The 15,054-nt window shown below is 59.2% G+C and carries 15 protein-coding genes; 7 read left to right on the top strand and 8 right to left on the bottom strand.

Annotated features, from left to right (window positions below; all coding sequences use genetic code 11):
• From ODQ19_RS22775 to ODQ19_RS22760, 4 genes are all read left to right on the top strand, one after another.
• The coding region (locus tag ODQ19_RS22775) for an RHS repeat-associated core domain-containing protein (RefSeq protein ID WP_330211285.1) at positions 1-718 on the top strand (718 nt) is incomplete at its 5' end.
• Positions 715-1,026 carry a contact-dependent growth inhibition system immunity protein gene (locus ODQ19_RS22770; protein WP_330211284.1) on the top strand — a complete coding sequence of 104 codons (312 nt, stop codon included), beginning with the start codon at positions 715-717 and terminating at the stop codon, positions 1,024-1,026. The genes ODQ19_RS22775 and ODQ19_RS22770, both read left to right, overlap by 4 nt.
• Positions 1,027-1,075: 49 nt before the next feature.
• A complete protein-coding gene (locus ODQ19_RS22765) occupies positions 1,076-1,360 on the top strand; it encodes a hypothetical protein (protein ID WP_080643481.1) in 285 nt (94 codons plus the stop codon).
• Positions 1,354-1,770 carry a hypothetical protein gene (locus ODQ19_RS22760; protein ID WP_330211283.1) on the top strand — a complete coding sequence of 139 codons (417 nt, stop codon included), beginning with the start codon at positions 1,354-1,356 and terminating at the stop codon, positions 1,768-1,770. Before ODQ19_RS22765 ends, ODQ19_RS22760 begins: the two co-directional genes overlap by 7 nt.
• A gap of 260 nt (positions 1,771-2,030) precedes the next feature.
• Here the strand turns inward: ODQ19_RS22760 and ODQ19_RS22755 are convergent, their stop codons facing one another.
• From ODQ19_RS22755 to ODQ19_RS22735, 5 genes are all read right to left on the bottom strand, one after another.
• Positions 2,031-3,260, bottom strand: a complete 1,230-nt coding sequence (locus tag ODQ19_RS22755; RefSeq protein ID WP_330211282.1) for a M20/M25/M40 family metallo-hydrolase — start codon at positions 3,258-3,260, stop codon at positions 2,031-2,033.
• Positions 3,261-3,307: 47 nt separating this feature from the next.
• Positions 3,308-4,366, bottom strand: coding sequence for a diguanylate cyclase (locus ODQ19_RS22750; protein WP_330211281.1), 1,059 nt, complete (start codon positions 4,364-4,366; stop codon positions 3,308-3,310).
• A 79-nt stretch (positions 4,367-4,445) separates the two neighbouring features.
• Complete coding sequence (locus tag ODQ19_RS22745) at positions 4,446-5,078, bottom strand: LysE family translocator (protein ID WP_116665646.1); 633 nt, start codon at positions 5,076-5,078, stop codon at positions 4,446-4,448.
• 69 nt (positions 5,079-5,147) lie between these two features.
• Positions 5,148-6,017 (bottom strand): sugar phosphate isomerase/epimerase family protein, encoded by an 870-nt coding sequence (locus tag ODQ19_RS22740; RefSeq protein WP_330211280.1) that lies wholly within the window; start codon positions 6,015-6,017, stop codon positions 5,148-5,150.
• 27 nt (positions 6,018-6,044) lie between these two features.
• Entirely contained in the window at positions 6,045-6,227 is a 183-nt protein-coding gene (locus ODQ19_RS22735) for a rubredoxin (protein WP_116665644.1), read from the bottom strand.
• A 158-nt stretch (positions 6,228-6,385) separates the two neighbouring features.
• Between ODQ19_RS22735 and ODQ19_RS22730 the strand changes: the two genes are divergently transcribed.
• Positions 6,386-7,822: an aminotransferase-like domain-containing protein gene (locus tag ODQ19_RS22730; protein ID WP_330211279.1), complete on the top strand. Its 1,437-nt coding sequence runs from the start codon at positions 6,386-6,388 to the stop codon at positions 7,820-7,822.
• Positions 7,823-8,317: 495 nt separating this feature from the next.
• On the opposite strand, the gene ODQ19_RS22725 is transcribed toward ODQ19_RS22730, so the two are convergent.
• Positions 8,318-8,788: an Lrp/AsnC family transcriptional regulator gene (locus ODQ19_RS22725; RefSeq protein WP_014718112.1), complete on the bottom strand. Its 471-nt coding sequence runs from the start codon at positions 8,786-8,788 to the stop codon at positions 8,318-8,320.
• A gap of 123 nt (positions 8,789-8,911) precedes the next feature.
• On the opposite strand from ODQ19_RS22725, the gene ODQ19_RS22720 reads away from it, so the two are divergent.
• Positions 8,912-10,156, top strand: coding sequence for a methionine gamma-lyase (locus tag ODQ19_RS22720; RefSeq protein WP_330211278.1), 1,245 nt, complete (start codon positions 8,912-8,914; stop codon positions 10,154-10,156).
• Positions 10,157-10,385: 229 nt separating this feature from the next.
• Positions 10,386-11,057 carry a helix-turn-helix transcriptional regulator gene (locus tag ODQ19_RS22715; protein WP_330211277.1) on the top strand — a complete coding sequence of 224 codons (672 nt, stop codon included), beginning with the start codon at positions 10,386-10,388 and terminating at the stop codon, positions 11,055-11,057.
• A gap of 146 nt (positions 11,058-11,203) precedes the next feature.
• Here ODQ19_RS22715 and ODQ19_RS22710 read toward each other — a convergent pair whose 3' ends face one another.
• Positions 11,204-13,162, bottom strand: a complete 1,959-nt coding sequence (locus ODQ19_RS22710) for a MacB family efflux pump subunit (protein ID WP_330211276.1) — start codon at positions 13,160-13,162, stop codon at positions 11,204-11,206.
• A 3-nt stretch (positions 13,163-13,165) separates the two neighbouring features.
• Positions 13,166-14,317, bottom strand: coding sequence for a macrolide transporter subunit MacA (gene macA / locus ODQ19_RS22705; protein WP_330211275.1), 1,152 nt, complete (start codon positions 14,315-14,317; stop codon positions 13,166-13,168).
• Between the last annotated feature and the right edge of the window lie 737 nt (positions 14,318-15,054).

Here is a 15,054-nt window from a genome sequence, read left to right as displayed (position 1 = left end):
TCCGCAAGAACTGACCGACACCGAAGGCGAAATCGTCTGGTCCGCCCACTACCGCGCCTACGGCCAGATCGCCCGGCTCGACGTGGGCAAAATCGACAACCCGCTGCGGTTTCAAGGGCAGTATTTCGATCAGGAAAGCGGCCTGCACTACAACCGCCATCGCTACTACAATCCGGATATTGGTCGCTACCTGACACCGGATCCGGTGAAGTTGGCGGGTGGGATCAATGGGTACCGGTACGTGCCCAACCCGACGGGATGGGTAGATCCCTTAGGGCTGAGCTGTAAGGTTGGAATTTGTCCTGGCTCAAAAATCGACGCTCCAGCAAAAAAAATACCCAGCGGCGTACTAGACGGGCATGAAAAAGCAGGCGGACATCTGATTAAGAAGCACGTAGAGCGGACTGACTATCAATTGGTAGAAAGGCTTGAGGTGGAGCCACATATACCTGCAGCGTCTACGTTCAAAACTTTAGAAGACGCAGAAGCACTTGTATCCAAAAGCTTGGCTTCGCACAGTCAGGAAATATCCAAATTCCTACAAGGAACGAAGGACAAGCATATTATCAGAGAGCATTCGAGCCAACCCGTAGGGTTGAGCGTTATAAGAGGCACCACAGAATCCATACCTGTTTATAAGTTTATGCTAGTTTTAATTCGAAAACCAAAAATGCCAGACGGCTACCTTTTACTGACAGGATACCCAATAGAAAAATGAACAAACAACTAACTGAACTTCAGCAATTCTTTGGAGCTTACTTCCATCAAGACTGGGTAGATGAGCACGCCACAGCTGACGAGGTCATTGATGCTTTTCTACTAGACTCATCTACGGATGTAATCATCACCGTAAAAGAAGAAATTCTAGAACTGCTCAAATACTATACAAACGAATCAAATCTTTTGGAGAACCTGCTACACAAACAGTATTGCTATTATTACTATCCGCACGAGTGGGCATCAGGGCCGCTTTGGCTGAGCCACATCGTAAGAAAAATTGAGAACTACTTACTCCTCAAAAAATAATCGATCGCCCCCCTAAACAAATCAGCACCGCCACTAAAGGAAAAATCCTATGCAGTTAAGTACGCAGTTTAAAAGTCATCGAGCGCAACTCGCTGTACTAAATGAGGTAACCACCAGAGCAGAACGCAACCTACCGCCTTTTACCGGGGAAGATTACTACGGCAACCCAGTTGTCCGAATCGAAATGCAGGGTTGCGGAAGAGGATACATACCAAACCCTTCTGACCGAAACAATCCAATACTTGATGAAAACATGGATGCAGCGATCGCAAAATTTGATCGCGAAACCAAAGAACTTTATACCGTATTCCCTGTGAGTAATGACCAATGCTGAAACACCCTTTTCTAGATATCCCGTACGCACCGAAACTTCGACACTTACTCAGCCCGTTCGATATTTATGATCGCGAAGAGACTTTAGGTGAAGAGTTTGCACGTTACGACATCAACCTTGACACAGACAGAAGACGACTGATCAAAAAATACATAATTGAGAAATCTTCAGATCTAAGCTATCGACATCGCAAGGTTTTATGCGACAAATTGGGGGCTGCACTTAGCGACGAAACCTTTGATTTTTCGCACTTATTGAGACAGGCTCCCGGCTATTATTGCACCCTGCCGTGGGGATGGAGTGAAATGGACAATCCAAAAGGTTTTTTCGAAGAAATTTATAGATTAACTAATGAATGGTGGAAAGAAGACCTCCAAAAAGCCAGCCTCGAAGACCCTGCCACAGGGTGACTTCCACATTGAATACACCGAGTACTCAATGTGGGACGGGGCAAGCCCCAATGCCAATCAGTCAAGCGAACACAACGCTCAAATCAACAAATACCAAATGTGGGAGCTGGCTTGCCTGCGAAAGCGGTAGTGCAGTGATAGATTCTGCGACTGACACACCGCCTTCGCGGGCAAGCCCGCTCCCACAGGGGATCTGCGTTTGCCTGAGGGGCATTCCTCCCACATTCAAATCTGCTTCGTTAGATCATCCAGTGCTCTGATCAGCGCTTGGACAACTCCATAATCATCCGACTCAACAAATAAACCCGCGGTACCACACTCTCCACCTCTGCATATTCCTCCGGCGTATGAATATTGCCCCCCACTATCCCAAACCCATCCAACGTCGGCGTGCCTACCCCGGCGGACAAGCTGGCATCCGCCGCGCCGCCGCTGCCTTCGATGGTCAACTTGCGTCCCAGTTCGCCATAAATCCCTTGGGCCATCGCCACCAACTTATCCGACTCGGCCGTCTGTGGCATCGGTGGCAGGCCGCGCTGCAGGCTGGTTTTCACTTCGGTTTCCGGGATCAATTTGTTGGCTGAAACCCGGGCCAGGTCTTTCTCGATCCGGTCGAACTCTTCCGGCAAGGCCGCACGCACGTCGGCCTTGGCGGTGGCCTGGTCAGGGATGACGTTGGTGCGGTCACCGGCCTTGAGCACGGTGAAGTTGATGGTGGTTTTCTTGTCTTCATCGCCCAGCTTGCCCAGCTGTAGGATCTGGTGTGCAGCTTCCATCGCGGCGTTGCGTCCCAGTTCCGGGGCGACGCCGGCGTGGGCGGCCTTGCCTTTGACTTCGACCACGGCGGTGGCGCTGCCTTTGCGCCACACCACCAGGCCGTCGGCGGGGCGGCCAGGTTCCAGGTTCAAGGTCACGTCGTGGCCCTTGGCAGTGTTGCGGATCAGTTCGGAGGCGGCGTCGGAGCCGGTTTCTTCGCTGGCGTCGAGCAGGAAGGTGATCTGCGCGTAATCCTTGAATCCCTGGTTTTTGAGGACTTTGAGCGCGTAGATGCCCGCGACGATGCCGCCCTTGTCATCCATCACGCCGGGGCCGTAGGCGCGGCCGTCCTTGATGTGGAAGGGGCGCTCGGCAGCCGAGCCTTCCTTGAATACGGTGTCCATATGGGCCATCAACAGGATCTTGGCCTTGCCGGTGCCTTTGAGGGTGGCAACCACATGGCTGTTATTGGCGGCTTTATCCGGCACCAGTTCGATGGTGAAACCCAACTGTTTCAACTCATCCACGGCGATATCGCGCACTTGGGTCAGGCCCGGCTCGTAGCCTGAACCCGAGTCGATATTCACCAGGCGCTCCAGCAGCTTCAAGGCTTGGGCCTTGTATTGTTCGGCCTGTTGCTGGATCTGTTTATGAGGCTGGGCGCTGTAGGCCGGCAGGCTGAAAGACAAGGCCAGGGTAGCGGCCAACAGGGTACGCGGGAAGGTGAAGAGCATGGACCGATCCTTGTTTTTTGTTGGAGGGTGCCCGCCACCCTACCCCACTAAACTGACCGCAACCAACTGCCCTGTACCGAACTGACCCGGTTGCGCCCGCTGCTCTTGGCCTCGTACAGCGCCTGGTCGGCATCGTTGAGCCAACTGATGGAGTCGGCGTGGCTCGGCTGGTACGGCGCCAGCCCGATGCTCAAGCTCACCCGCAGCGTAGGGTCCTGAGCGTAGGCCAAGGCGTTGAAGCGACCGCGCAAGGCCTCCATCACCTCGGTGGCACGGTTGAGGGGCATGTCTGGCAGGATTACACAGAACTCATCGCCGCCATAACGGCCGGCCAGGTCGGTGGCGCGCAGGTTCTGGCGCAGCACTTTGCTCAGTTGGCGCAGGACGATATCGCCGGTCACATGGCCGTAGGTGTCGTTGATGGTCTTGAAGTGGTCGATGTCGATCAACGCGATGGCGGCACCGGCCGGGCCACGGCGGCAACGTTGAAACTCGAGATCCAGATGGTCCTTCCAGGCGCCGTGGTTGAGCAGGCCCGACAGGCTGTCGGTGCGGCTCAAGGCCAGCAGTTCACGTTTATGCCGGGCCAAGGTGACGGCCTGGCGATAGCAGATCCAACCCAGGGCCAGGGGATACAGCATCAGGATCGGCAGGCAGGCATACAGCTGGGGCTGGGTGGTCACGGCGATAAACCCAGGTGTGAACAGCAGCAACGCGGTGCCCAGCCCCAGCGCCTGCGCCGCCCAACCCGCGAACAGGAAGCGCGGCCCGCCGATGGCGACGTTGTTCATGCTCATCATCGACAGGGTGGTGACGCTGGGCAGCGGGTTGAAGTGCATCGCGCCAACCCAGAACCCACCGCAAAAGGAATCGAACAACAGGCTGCGGCGTTCGCTGCGCAAGGTATTGGCCGAGCGCAACGAGCATTGAAAAGCCAGGTGCGGCCACGCAAAGGCATTGATCAGCATCCAGGCCCACACCCACAGGGAGGGGTTCAACGGATACATGCCGAACGCCACGCACACAAAGCCGAGCGTCAGCCCCAGCAGACGAGATTTGTACAAGCGCAAAGCGAGTGGAAGTCCTTTTCCTCCGACGGCTGGCATGGTGGGGGCGATCCTGGGTGAATGCCTGGAGTCTAACAGGGCGACGTCAAATCGCCACTACCGCTTATTGGCTAATACTTCAGTGCGAAAACCCACGTGCCAGCATCAAGGCGACGCCCAGCAGCAACACCGCTGTGATCCGCTGCAACAGCACCCGGCGCTTGGGGTTTTCCAGCACGTGCTTGATGCGCTGGCCGAAATAGCAATACAGGCAACCGCTGGCAAATTGCAGCAGCAGGAAGGTTGCCCCGAGAATGGCGATGTCCGCCGCCGAGCTGTGTTCACCGGCGCCGGCAAACTGCGGGAACACGGCGCTGAACATGATGATGGTCTTGGGGTTGGAAAACCCGGTCAACAGCCCTTTGCCAAACAGGCTGCGCGAGCCCTCCACAGCACCCGCGTTGTTGATCGACACACCGCTGCTGGTCCACTGCTTGTAGGCCAGGTAGAGAATATAGGCCACACCGACAAACTGGATGGTCTGGGTAATGGCAAGGTTGCCCTTGATCAGTTCCGAGAAGCCCACGGCAAAGATCAGGATGGAAATCAGGTAAGACACACTGGCGCCGATCTGCGCCGGGATCGAACTGCGCAGGCCGTCCTTCAGGCCCAGGCTCAGCAACAACAAGGTCATGGGGCCGGGGCTGAAGGTCATGGTGGCGCAAAACAGCAAAAAGTAGAGAAACGACGACAGGGTTAACGCACTTGTCATGGCCAGGGACCTTGAATTAAGAGAACAACAGCAACGGGGCGAGTGCCTCAAGCGCCCGCCCCAGGCCGGTCAGGCGACGGCGATTTCAGTCGTCAGGGACTCGCGGTACATCACCGCCAGGTCAGCCAGCGCGGCCTTGGCGGTCTGGTTACGGGTTTCAAACGCCACCAGGCCCTTCCAGTTGGTCTCGACAATGGCCTGCACTACATCGGCGTAATCACAGTTACCGTCATGGATCCCGAAGTGCTGGTCTTGCACGCCGTTGTTGTTGCTGAAAGAGATGCCCTTGATCAGGTGGTGATACTTGCGCACCACTTCTGCCGGCAGGCCGTTCTCAATGTTGGCGTGGCCAGCATCGAGGAAGAAGTACACATTGCGGTGGGCTTGCAGGCGCTCGAACACAAAGGCGTATTCCGCTTCATGGGTAAAAATGTAGTGGAACGGCCGATAGTTGACGTAGTTGGACAGGTTTTCCAGGTAGATATCCGTGCCCTTGGCCTCGGCGTAGCGCGCCAGTTCCTGCACCGACTTGAGGTAATGTTCCAGGGCAACCTTCTTGGCCATCAGCACCATTTTCGGCTCGACGATGCAACCGCCGTGAATGATCAACGGCGCGCCCAGGCGGCTGGCGATGTCGATTTCTTTCTTCACATACTCCACGGCCGCGCTACGGAAGGCTTCGACATCACTGCCCAACGGCGCCTTGAAGTTGCCGTGAAAGATCGGCTTGGCGCCAGTGGCTGCGATTTGTGCTTGCAGGGCTTCGATACGCGCATCGGTCCAGTCGTCGACCATTTCGCCAAACAGGCTGCCGTCGATATACCAGTGGGTGCACTCACCTTCGATGGCGGTTTGCAGGCCCTTTTCGGCGCCGAGGTATTTCTGATGAGCTACGCCGGTGCAGAACGGTACGGTGGCGTTGATCAGTTTGCTTTCCATGGAGCGATTCCTTTCGTTGATGGAGTGTCAGGCGAATTGACGTTCAGGAAGATTGATGGCCATGAAATCAGCCTTGGTCACGCCGCAATCCGGGCATGTCCAGTCGTCAGGCACCTCTTCCCAAGGGGTGCCTGCGGGAATTCCGTCCTCCGGAATACCCAATTCTTCTACGTACATAAAACCGCAGGGTGCGCACATATAAGTCTTCATGGAAATGCAGAATCCATTGCTCAGGTGTAGGAAATTTCGCCATCTCCTGGCGAGATGCCGCGCAGTCTAGGGGAGTGGCATTGCGCAAGGCAGGTAAAGTAATGCCTAATCCGGCCTAACTTCACCGGTAAAAGCACCGGCAAACACAAGGACGCGTCATGTTTGTATCCGCCATCGATTTTGTAGAAGGCACGCCCAAGGTCCAGCAGATCGTCGAAGCGTTCAGCCACGCCATCGAAAATGGCGAATGGGCACCGGGAAGCAAACTGCCATCCGTGCGTGAGCTGACCCAGATCCTCGGCGTCAGCAAGTTCACCCTCAATGAGGCACTGGACCGCCTGCGCGGTCGCCATTTGCTCACCTCAAGCCAGGGCCGTGGCTACTTCGTGGCGATGGACAGCGCCCGGCCGGCGACGGCGACCTGGGTCGACTTGTTGCCCCAGGACCTGCTCAGCGTATTGCGTCGCCCGCTGGTCACCGCCAGTGGCGAACTGCGCCCCGGCGGCGGGCACTTGCCGGAGGACTGGCTCAATGGCGAAGCGATCCGCCAGGCCATGCGCAGCGTGGTGCGTGCGCCGTCGCTGCGCATCGCCGGGCTGGGCACGCCGGCGGGGCTGTTGCCGTTGCGCCAGGCGCTGCAACAGAAACTCCATGGCGAAGGCTTGTCGGTGCCGGTGGAACAAATCATCACCACCCCCAATACCGTGCAGGGCCTGGACATGCTCATGCGTCTGCTCGCCCGCCCTGGCGACACGGTGTTGCTCGACGCGCCGTGCTATTTCAACTTCCACGCCAACCTGGCGCTGCATGGGGTCAAGGTCGTTACCATTGAGCGCCGCCCCGATGGGTTCGATTTCGCGGCCCTCGAACAGTTGCTGGCCGAACACCGCCCCAGCCTTTACCTGACCACCAGCGTTCTGCATAACCCCACCGGGCATTCCTTCAGCCCCAGCCAGGCGTTTCGCCTGCTGCAACTGACCCAGCAATATCACTGCCATATCGTCGAGGATGATCTTTATGGCGACCTTCACCCCAACCCACCCCCACGCCTGGCCGCCGTCGCCGGGCTGGAGCAGGTCACCTACCTGTCGGGGTTCTCCAAGATCCTCAGCGCCAACACCCGCGTCAGCTACGTCGTGGCCGCGCCGCAACTGGCCGCCAACCTCACCAATATGAAATTGATGAGCGGCGGCGTGACCTCCGAACTGTTCGAGCAGATCGTCTACCGCATGCTCAGCGAAGGCAGCTACGCCAAACACCGCAAACGCATGGTGCAGCGCCTGATGGAAGCCGGAGGGCGCGTCGAACAATGGCTCAAACGCTGCGGGTGCGAACTGCCCATGGCGTATGAAGGCGGGATGTTCATCTGGGCGCGCCTGCCGAAGGGGGTGAACGGAGAACTGCTGGCCCAGGAGGCGTTGAAACGCAGCATGGTGCTGGCGCCCGGTGCACTGTTCGGCTACGACCCGGCCCATCGCGACTCGATGCGCTTCAATGTGGCCCACAGTGATGAACCACGGGTGCAGCGGGTGTTTGAGGCGCTGTTGTTGCATGGGGTGGCACACAAAAGCAAAAGCCCCCCACCCCCGACCTAACCACGATGCGAAGCGAGTAGCTCTTGATCTTGATCTGCTTGTGATCTTGATCTCAGGCGCCCCGTTAAACCACGCTGGCCGAACGCAGGCTTGAATTCGTGGGTAACCCGGCAGGACGCCGGGTTAGCCGCCCCGCGCCATGGATGGCGCGTGGCGGCGGCCCACGGATTCAAGCCTGCGTTCGGGCACACCGAGCCCTAGCGAGGTGCCGAGTGGTGGGGCAAGAGCGTTTTGCTTACTTTGCCGCTTTTGCAAAGTGAGCCGCCGTCAGGGCGGAACCCTAGGTGGCCGTTACCGCAGGAATGGATATGTACACAATCCAACTGTGTCGCCTGCCAGGCCGCCTTCGCGAGCAAGCCCGCTCCCACAGGTTAATCGTGGGGTGCCAGGTAGATAGGTGGCGGCTGGCAGGCCGCCATCGCAGGCAAGCCAGCTCCCACAGTTGGATCGCGGGCGTCAGGTGCATACACATCGGCTCGCGCCGTAAGCCCCCCGTCAACCCGGCAGTGGAATCACCCGTAACGGCCGCACCGACTTGTATGAAAAACTCGAATAGATCTCCTTGACGCAGGGCAAGGTCTGCAAAACCTCCCGGGCAAACTCGCCAAACGATTCCAGGTCTTTGGCCACCACTTCCAGCAAAAAATCATAGCGGCCCGAGACGTTATGGCACGCCACAATCTCCGGAATCGCCAACAGGCGCTGCTCGAACGCGCGGGCGATTTCCTGGGTGTGGCTCTCCATCATGATGCTGACAAACGCGGTCACCCCATAACCCAGCGCCTTGGGAGAAAGGATCGCCTGGTAGCCACTGATCACCCCGCTCTCCTCCAGGGTGCGCACCCGGCGCCAACACGGTGAGGTGGTGAGGGCCACCCGCTCGGCCAACTCGGCCACGGTCAGGCGGGCGTTGCCTTGCAGCGCGTTTAAAAGGGCTTTGTCCGTACGGTCCAGCTTGATGGGCATAACGTGCCTCTAATCATTATTTTTATCGATGTTTGATCCACAAACGCGGGTTTTTCCAGGCTTTTATGCAAAGTTCATCTGTGGTTATGAGCATAGCATTGTAGGAAATAAGGAGCGCCCGACATGCACACTAAACACACCAGCTTCGGCTTTTGCACCCGTGCCATTCACCATGGCTATGACCCTGTTGACCATCACGGCGCCCTCGTTCCACCCATCTACTTGTCTGCCACCTTCGCCTTCCCCACCGTCGAATACGGCGCCGCCTGCTTTGCCGGCGAAGCCAGCGGCCACTTCTATACACGCATTTCCAACCCCACCCTGGCCCTGCTGGAGTCACGCATGGCCAGCCTGGAAAACGGCGAGGCCGCCGTAGCATTCAGCTCCGGCATGGGCGCGATTGCCGCAACGTTCTGGACCCTGTTGCGCCCGGGCGACGAGATCATCGTCAGCCAAACGCTTTACGGCTGTACCTTCGCCCTGTTGCACCATGGCCTGGGCGAATTCGGCATCAAGGTGCGGCATGTCGACCTGACCGACCTCACCGCCCTGCAAGCAGCCCTCTCCCCGGCCACCCGCATGCTCTACTGCGAGACCCCGGCCAACCCCAACCTGCGCCTGATCGACATCGCCGCCGTGGCCGAGCTGGCCCATCAACAGCCGAACGTCACCGTGGTGGTCGATAACACTTACTGCACCCCCTACCTGCAACGGCCCCTGGAACTGGGCGCCGATGTGGTGGTGCACTCGGCCACCAAATACCTCAGCGGCCACGGCGACATCACCGCGGGCATCGCCGTGAGCAACCAAACCCTGGCGCAGCGTATTCGCCTGCAAGGGCTCAAGGACCTGACCGGCGCGGTGATGTCACCCCAGGACGCGTCGTTGTTGATGCGCGGCCTCAAGACCCTGGCCCTGCGCATGGACCGCCATTGCAGCAACGCCCAGGCGGTGGCCGAGGCATTGCAGGCACACCCGGCCGTGCAGTGGGTGACCTACCCCGGTCTGCGTTCCTTCCCACAGTACGAACTGGCAACCCGGCAAATGAAACTGCCTGGCGGCATGATTGCCTTTGAACTCAAGGGTGGCATCGAAACCGGCCAGCGCTTCATGAACGCGCTGCAACTGTTCACCCGTGCGGTCAGCCTGGGGGATGCCGAATCACTGGCCCAACACCCGGCGAGCATGACCCACTCCACCTACACCCCCGAGCAACTTGCGCAGCACGGTATCAGCGAGGGCCTGGTGCGTTTGTCGGTGGGGCTTGAAGACGTGACCGACCTGCTGGCGGATATCCAACAGGCCCTGGCCAAGTGCAGCGGTGCCAACCTGCGGCCAGCCGCGACAGCGGCTTATGCGATGAAATAGCGCCTCAAGCCGTGCGTTTTGCGGTGCCTGGGCGGCGGTCGGAAGGATCCGACTGCCGTTCTACTTGTTTAATGCTTTTTTTCGCAGATTGGATCCCCCTCCTTTAGCCAGCCTGTACTAGCATGTCAGCGGCGGGACGCATTATCACTACAGGTTATTCACATTGGTTACCTTCTTAACCCCCGTCGCTATAAGGCCGAATACCTGCACGAAACTCATGGACGAATTGATGAACTCACACCTGTTCCCACAGATAGGCAAGGTCATCGCCAGCACCGGCAGCCGCCATTTCCCACGTATGCTGCATGACCTGATCCTCACCCAACTGGCAGTGGACGCCACCCATATCACCCAATTGCACGTCAGCCGCGAAGGCCTTGGCCGCCGCAAGATCAGCCCGGTGTACACCGATTCGGCGGCGGCCCTGGGCAGCGAGCCACTTGCCGCCCAATTGCACCTCACGCGCCGCAAGGACGATGTGCGCTACGTACTGTCGGTGTACCGTTCGCACCCCTGCGACAGTTTTTCTGCGCAGGAACGCAGCATGCTCCAGGACTTCTCCACGCTGTTGCTGCCCATGGTGGAAAAACACATCACCGCGCTGCAGCCATCGCTCCCAGACAGCCCGTGCGCAGTGCCTCAACACCAGGGCATCGACACCTTACGCCGACGCATCCAGGAGCGTCTGGTGCAATCGGGGCTGACCCTGTCCAACCGTGAACTGGAAGTGTGCGTGGGCCTGCTGGCCGGGCGCACCGCGCCGGAGTTGGCCGAGCAACTGGCGTTGAAGGTCAACACCATCGAGAGCTACCTCAAGCGTGCGGCGATCAAGTTGGGGATCAGCGGGCGACATTCGTTGTTGCGGTGGATGTACTCGACCGAGTCCGACACGGCCCTATAAGATCGTTCCCACGCTCCGCGTGGGAACGGATCCCGTGACGCTCTGCGTCACCGTGGACGCAGAGCGTCCATGGCGGCATTCCCACGCAGAGCGTGGGAACGATCATTACAATCCCATGTGGGAGCTGGCTTGCCAGCTCCCACAGATCAGTCCCGGGCCAGTGCCTCTATCGGGTCCAACCGCGCCGCATTCCGCGCCGGTACAAAACCAAACACAATGCCGATCAACGTCGAACAGGCGAACGCGGTAATGATCGAGCCCACCGAAAACACCATTTCCCACTCCTTCACAAACAACGAAAACAGGTAACCGATGGCGTAGGACAACGAGATCCCGATGATCCCGCCGATCAGGCATACCATCACCGCCTCCACCAGAAACTGCTGGCGAATATCCGATTGCCGCGCCCCCACCGCCATGCGAATCCCGATTTCACGGGTGCGCTCGGTGACCGACACCAGCATGATATTCATCACGCCAATACCGCCCACCAGCAAAGAAATCACCGCAATCAACGACAGCAACAGCGCCAGGGAGCGGCTGGTTTTCTGCACCGTCTGCATAATGCTGTCGAGGTTGTTGGTGAAGAAATCCTTGGTGCCGTGGCGTTGCAGCATGAGCTTATTGACGTTGTCCTCCACCACCTTGCTCGGCTGGCCGTCCTTGATGCGCACGGTGATGCTGTCCAGATGACGCTGGCCCAGCAGACGGCCCGCCGCGGTTTCGTACGGCACCCACACGTTCAGGGCCTTGCTGGCGGCGAACATGTTTTTATTGTCCGCCGTCACCCCGATCACCGTGCACGGCAGGTTGCCTATCAGGATCACCTGGCCCAGCGGGTCGATGTTCGGCCCGAACAGGCGCTGGCGGGTGTTGTGGTCGATCACCACCACCTGGGCCTGGCGCCGAGCATCGCTTTCGCTGAAGGCAATGCCGGCTTCAAGCTTGAGGCCCTTGACCTTGAAGTAGCGATCGCTGACGCCATTGACCTGGGCATCCAGGTCGATATTGCCGTAGCGCAACAACAGGTTGCGCCCCACCACCGGCGTGGCGCTGTCGACGTAATACAGCTGGTTCAAGGCCTCCACATCCGAGGGCATCAGGGTCTCGATGGCCGAGGCGCGGCTGTCGCCAAAACTGGTGCCGGAAAAGATATCGATGGTGTTGCTGCCAATGGCCTGGATGTCCTTGAGCACATAGCGCTTGGCGCCTTCGCCAATGGCCGAGATCGACACCACCGAGGTGATGCCGATGACAATCCCAAGCATGGTCAGCAGGGTGCGCATGCGGTGGGAGATCAGCGCCACCCACGCCATGTTGAACGCTTCCTTGAACAACCCCAGGCTCGCCACCAGGCGCCGCGCACCGCTGCGGCGGGGCTCGACCGGCGCCTCGGCGGGCAGCTCCAGGCCGACACTGTCGTTGGCCTTGTCACTGATGATCTCGCCATCACACACCTCGACAATGCGCTGGGCGTTCGCCGCGACCTTGGGGTCGTGGGTGACGATAATTACCGTATGCCCCGCCGCGTGCAGCTCGGCGAGGATGCGCATCACCTCCTTGCCGCTGTGGGTGTCGAGGGCGCCGGTGGGTTCGTCGGCCAGGATCACTTCACCGCCATTCATCAAGGCCCGCGCGATACTCACCCGCTGCTGTTGCCCGCCGGACAGTTGGCTGGGCCGGTGGCTGGTGTGGCCCGACAGGCCCAGGCGTGCCAGCAGTTCCCCAGCGCGGCTATGGCGCTGGCTTTGCGGGGTGCCGGCGTAGATCGCCGGCATCTCCACGTTGTGCAAAGCGCTCAGGTGCGCGAGCAAATGGTAGCGCTGGAAGATAAACCCGAAGTAATCGCGCCGCAGCTCCGCCAGTTGCTCATCGCCCAGGGAGCGGGTTTCGATGCCATTGATCTTGTAGCTGCCGGCAGTGGCGTAATCCAGGCCGCCGAGGATGTTCATCAGGGTTGATTTACCCGAACCGGAGGCGCCGATAATCGCCAGCATTTCCCCGGCATGGATGGTCAGGTCGATGCCCTTGAGCGCAATGAATTCGCGCTCGCCGGCCATGAAGCTGCGGGTGATGCCCTTGAGTTCCAACAGAGGCTGGGTCATGACTCAGCTCCCCGCCACGGCAGGCGTGGCGTCGCCGATCACCACGGTGTCGCCCTCGGCCAGGCCGTCCAGGATCTGCACCTTGACGTTGTTATTGATACCAGTCTTCACCGTGCGGGCCACCGCCTTGCCCTTGGCATCCAGCACCCGCACTTCGTAGCGACCATCGGCATTGCGCACGCCCAACGCCGCCACGGGCACCATCAGCGCGGCCTGGGCGGTGTCGAGCACAATGCGCACCTGGGCGGTCATGGCGATGCGCAGGCGGTGGTCGGGGTTGGGCACGTCGAACAACGCGTTGTAAAACACCGCAGTGTTTTGCTTCGGCGTGCCGGCGGTCTGGGTTTCAAGGAAGTTCTGCGGCGCCGGCTCAGTGCCGCGCAGCTTGGCGTAATAGCGCTTGTCTGCCTCGCCGAGGATGGTGAAGTACACCTGCTGACCGGGGCTGATATGAATCACATCCGCTTCCGACACTTGGGCTTTGACAGTCATGGTGTCCAGGTCTGCCAGCTTGAGCAGCACGGGCGCCAACTGGCTGGCGATCACGGTCTGGCCTTCCTGGGTGACAATGCCCACCACGTCGCCGTCGATGGGCGCGTTGATGCGGGTATAGGCCAGGTTGACCTTGGCGGTATCGATCTGGATGTGCGCGCTTTTGATCTGTGCATCCAGGGACAACAGGTTGGCCTGCTGCACCTGGTAGGTCGATTCGGCGTCTTCGAAATCCTGGCGCGACACCGACTCGTCGGCCTGCAAGCCTTTGTAGCGCTCATACACAGACTTGGCCTGCTTGAGTTGCGCGGCTGTCGCGCGGCGTTGGGCCTGGAGGTTTTCTTCATCGACCTGGGCTTTGCGCAGGGTGTTCTGCAGGATCAAGGGGTCGATTTCAGCCAGCCATTGGCCCTTCTTTACCTTGTCGCCGACTTTGACTTTCAGCGACTTGAGCTGGCCAGAGACCTGGGCGCCGACGTCGACTTGTTTGACGCCTTCGAGCAGGCCGGTGGCCAATACCGCGTTTTCGATATCGCCGCGTTCGGCGGTAGCGGTGAGGTATTGGGGGGCGTCGGCGGGGGCGTTTACGGTGTAGATAATCAGGCCTATTGCGACGGCCGCTATAGCCAGAATGCCGATTTTGCGGAATTTAGACGTTTGCATGGTTGGCTTCTTGATTGAGTACAAATGCGTGGCTAGGGAGCTTGTTGTGGGAGCTGGCTTGCCGGCGATGACGGCCTGACAGCCTCTTCCTATCTACCTGACACCCCGCGATCCAACTGTGGGAGCTGGCTTGCCTGCGATGGCGGCCTGACAGCCGACCAGGATGTTGGATCTGACCGCGTACATATCCGTTATTCAGGTAACGGCCACTTAGGGTTCCGCTCTTACAGCGGCTCACTTTTGAAAAGCGCAAAAGTAAGCAAAACGCTCTTGCCCCACCACTCGGCACCTCGCCTAGGCTCGGTGTGCCCGTAATCCGCCAGTGATTTGGGGGGCCGCCGCCACGCGCCATCCATGGCGCGGGGCGGCTAAACCGGCATCCCTGCCGGTTTACCCCCCAAATCCCTGTCGAATTCCGGCCAGCGTGGTTTAACGGGGCGCCTGAGATCAAGATCACAAGCAGATCAAGATCAAGAGCCGCTCGCTTCGCATCGTGGTTACCGGGGGCAGGTTTGCCCCCAAATGTCTCACTGAGTTCACCCTCAAAAACCGGTCGGCTATAAGGCCGCCGCGCTCTGTTTTTGATCTGAAATCGCCCCGTTAAACCACGCTGGCCGAACGCAGGTTTTGCAGCGTGGGTAACCCGGCAGGACGCCGGGTTAGCCGCACTGGGCCAGGGATGGCCCATTGCGGCGGCCCACGCTGCAAAGCCTGCGTTCGGGCACACCGAGCCTAGG

Source organism: Pseudomonas sp. AM4(2022), assembly GCF_036346515.1.
GTDB classification, from domain to species: Bacteria; Pseudomonadota; Gammaproteobacteria; order Pseudomonadales; family Pseudomonadaceae; genus Aquipseudomonas; species Aquipseudomonas paracarnis.
Note: the sequence above shows the minus strand (reverse complement) of the source record. Positions and strands in the feature narration are given on the sequence as shown.

Coding starts and splice junctions, on each gene's coding strand:
- ODQ19_RS22770 (WP_330211284.1), top strand. CDS start 715: ATGAACAAACAACTAACTGAACTTCAGCAATTCTTTGGAGCTTACTTC.
- ODQ19_RS22765 (WP_080643481.1), top strand. CDS start 1,076: ATGCAGTTAAGTACGCAGTTTAAAAGTCATCGAGCGCAACTCGCTGTA.
- ODQ19_RS22760 (WP_330211283.1), top strand. CDS start 1,354: ATGCTGAAACACCCTTTTCTAGATATCCCGTACGCACCGAAACTTCGA.
- ODQ19_RS22755 (WP_330211282.1), bottom strand. CDS start 3,260: ATGCTCTTCACCTTCCCGCGTACCCTGTTGGCCGCTACCCTGGCCTTG.
- ODQ19_RS22750 (WP_330211281.1), bottom strand. CDS start 4,366: ATGCCAGCCGTCGGAGGAAAAGGACTTCCACTCGCTTTGCGCTTGTAC.
- ODQ19_RS22745 (WP_116665646.1), bottom strand. CDS start 5,078: ATGACAAGTGCGTTAACCCTGTCGTCGTTTCTCTACTTTTTGCTGTTT.
- ODQ19_RS22740 (WP_330211280.1), bottom strand. CDS start 6,017: ATGGAAAGCAAACTGATCAACGCCACCGTACCGTTCTGCACCGGCGTA.
- ODQ19_RS22735 (WP_116665644.1), bottom strand. CDS start 6,227: ATGAAGACTTATATGTGCGCACCCTGCGGTTTTATGTACGTAGAAGAA.
- ODQ19_RS22730 (WP_330211279.1), top strand. CDS start 6,386: ATGTTTGTATCCGCCATCGATTTTGTAGAAGGCACGCCCAAGGTCCAG.
- ODQ19_RS22725 (WP_014718112.1), bottom strand. CDS start 8,788: ATGCCCATCAAGCTGGACCGTACGGACAAAGCCCTTTTAAACGCGCTG.
- ODQ19_RS22720 (WP_330211278.1), top strand. CDS start 8,912: ATGCACACTAAACACACCAGCTTCGGCTTTTGCACCCGTGCCATTCAC.
- ODQ19_RS22715 (WP_330211277.1), top strand. CDS start 10,386: ATGAACTCACACCTGTTCCCACAGATAGGCAAGGTCATCGCCAGCACC.
- ODQ19_RS22710 (WP_330211276.1), bottom strand. CDS start 13,162: ATGACCCAGCCTCTGTTGGAACTCAAGGGCATCACCCGCAGCTTCATG.
- macA (WP_330211275.1), bottom strand. CDS start 14,317: ATGCAAACGTCTAAATTCCGCAAAATCGGCATTCTGGCTATAGCGGCC.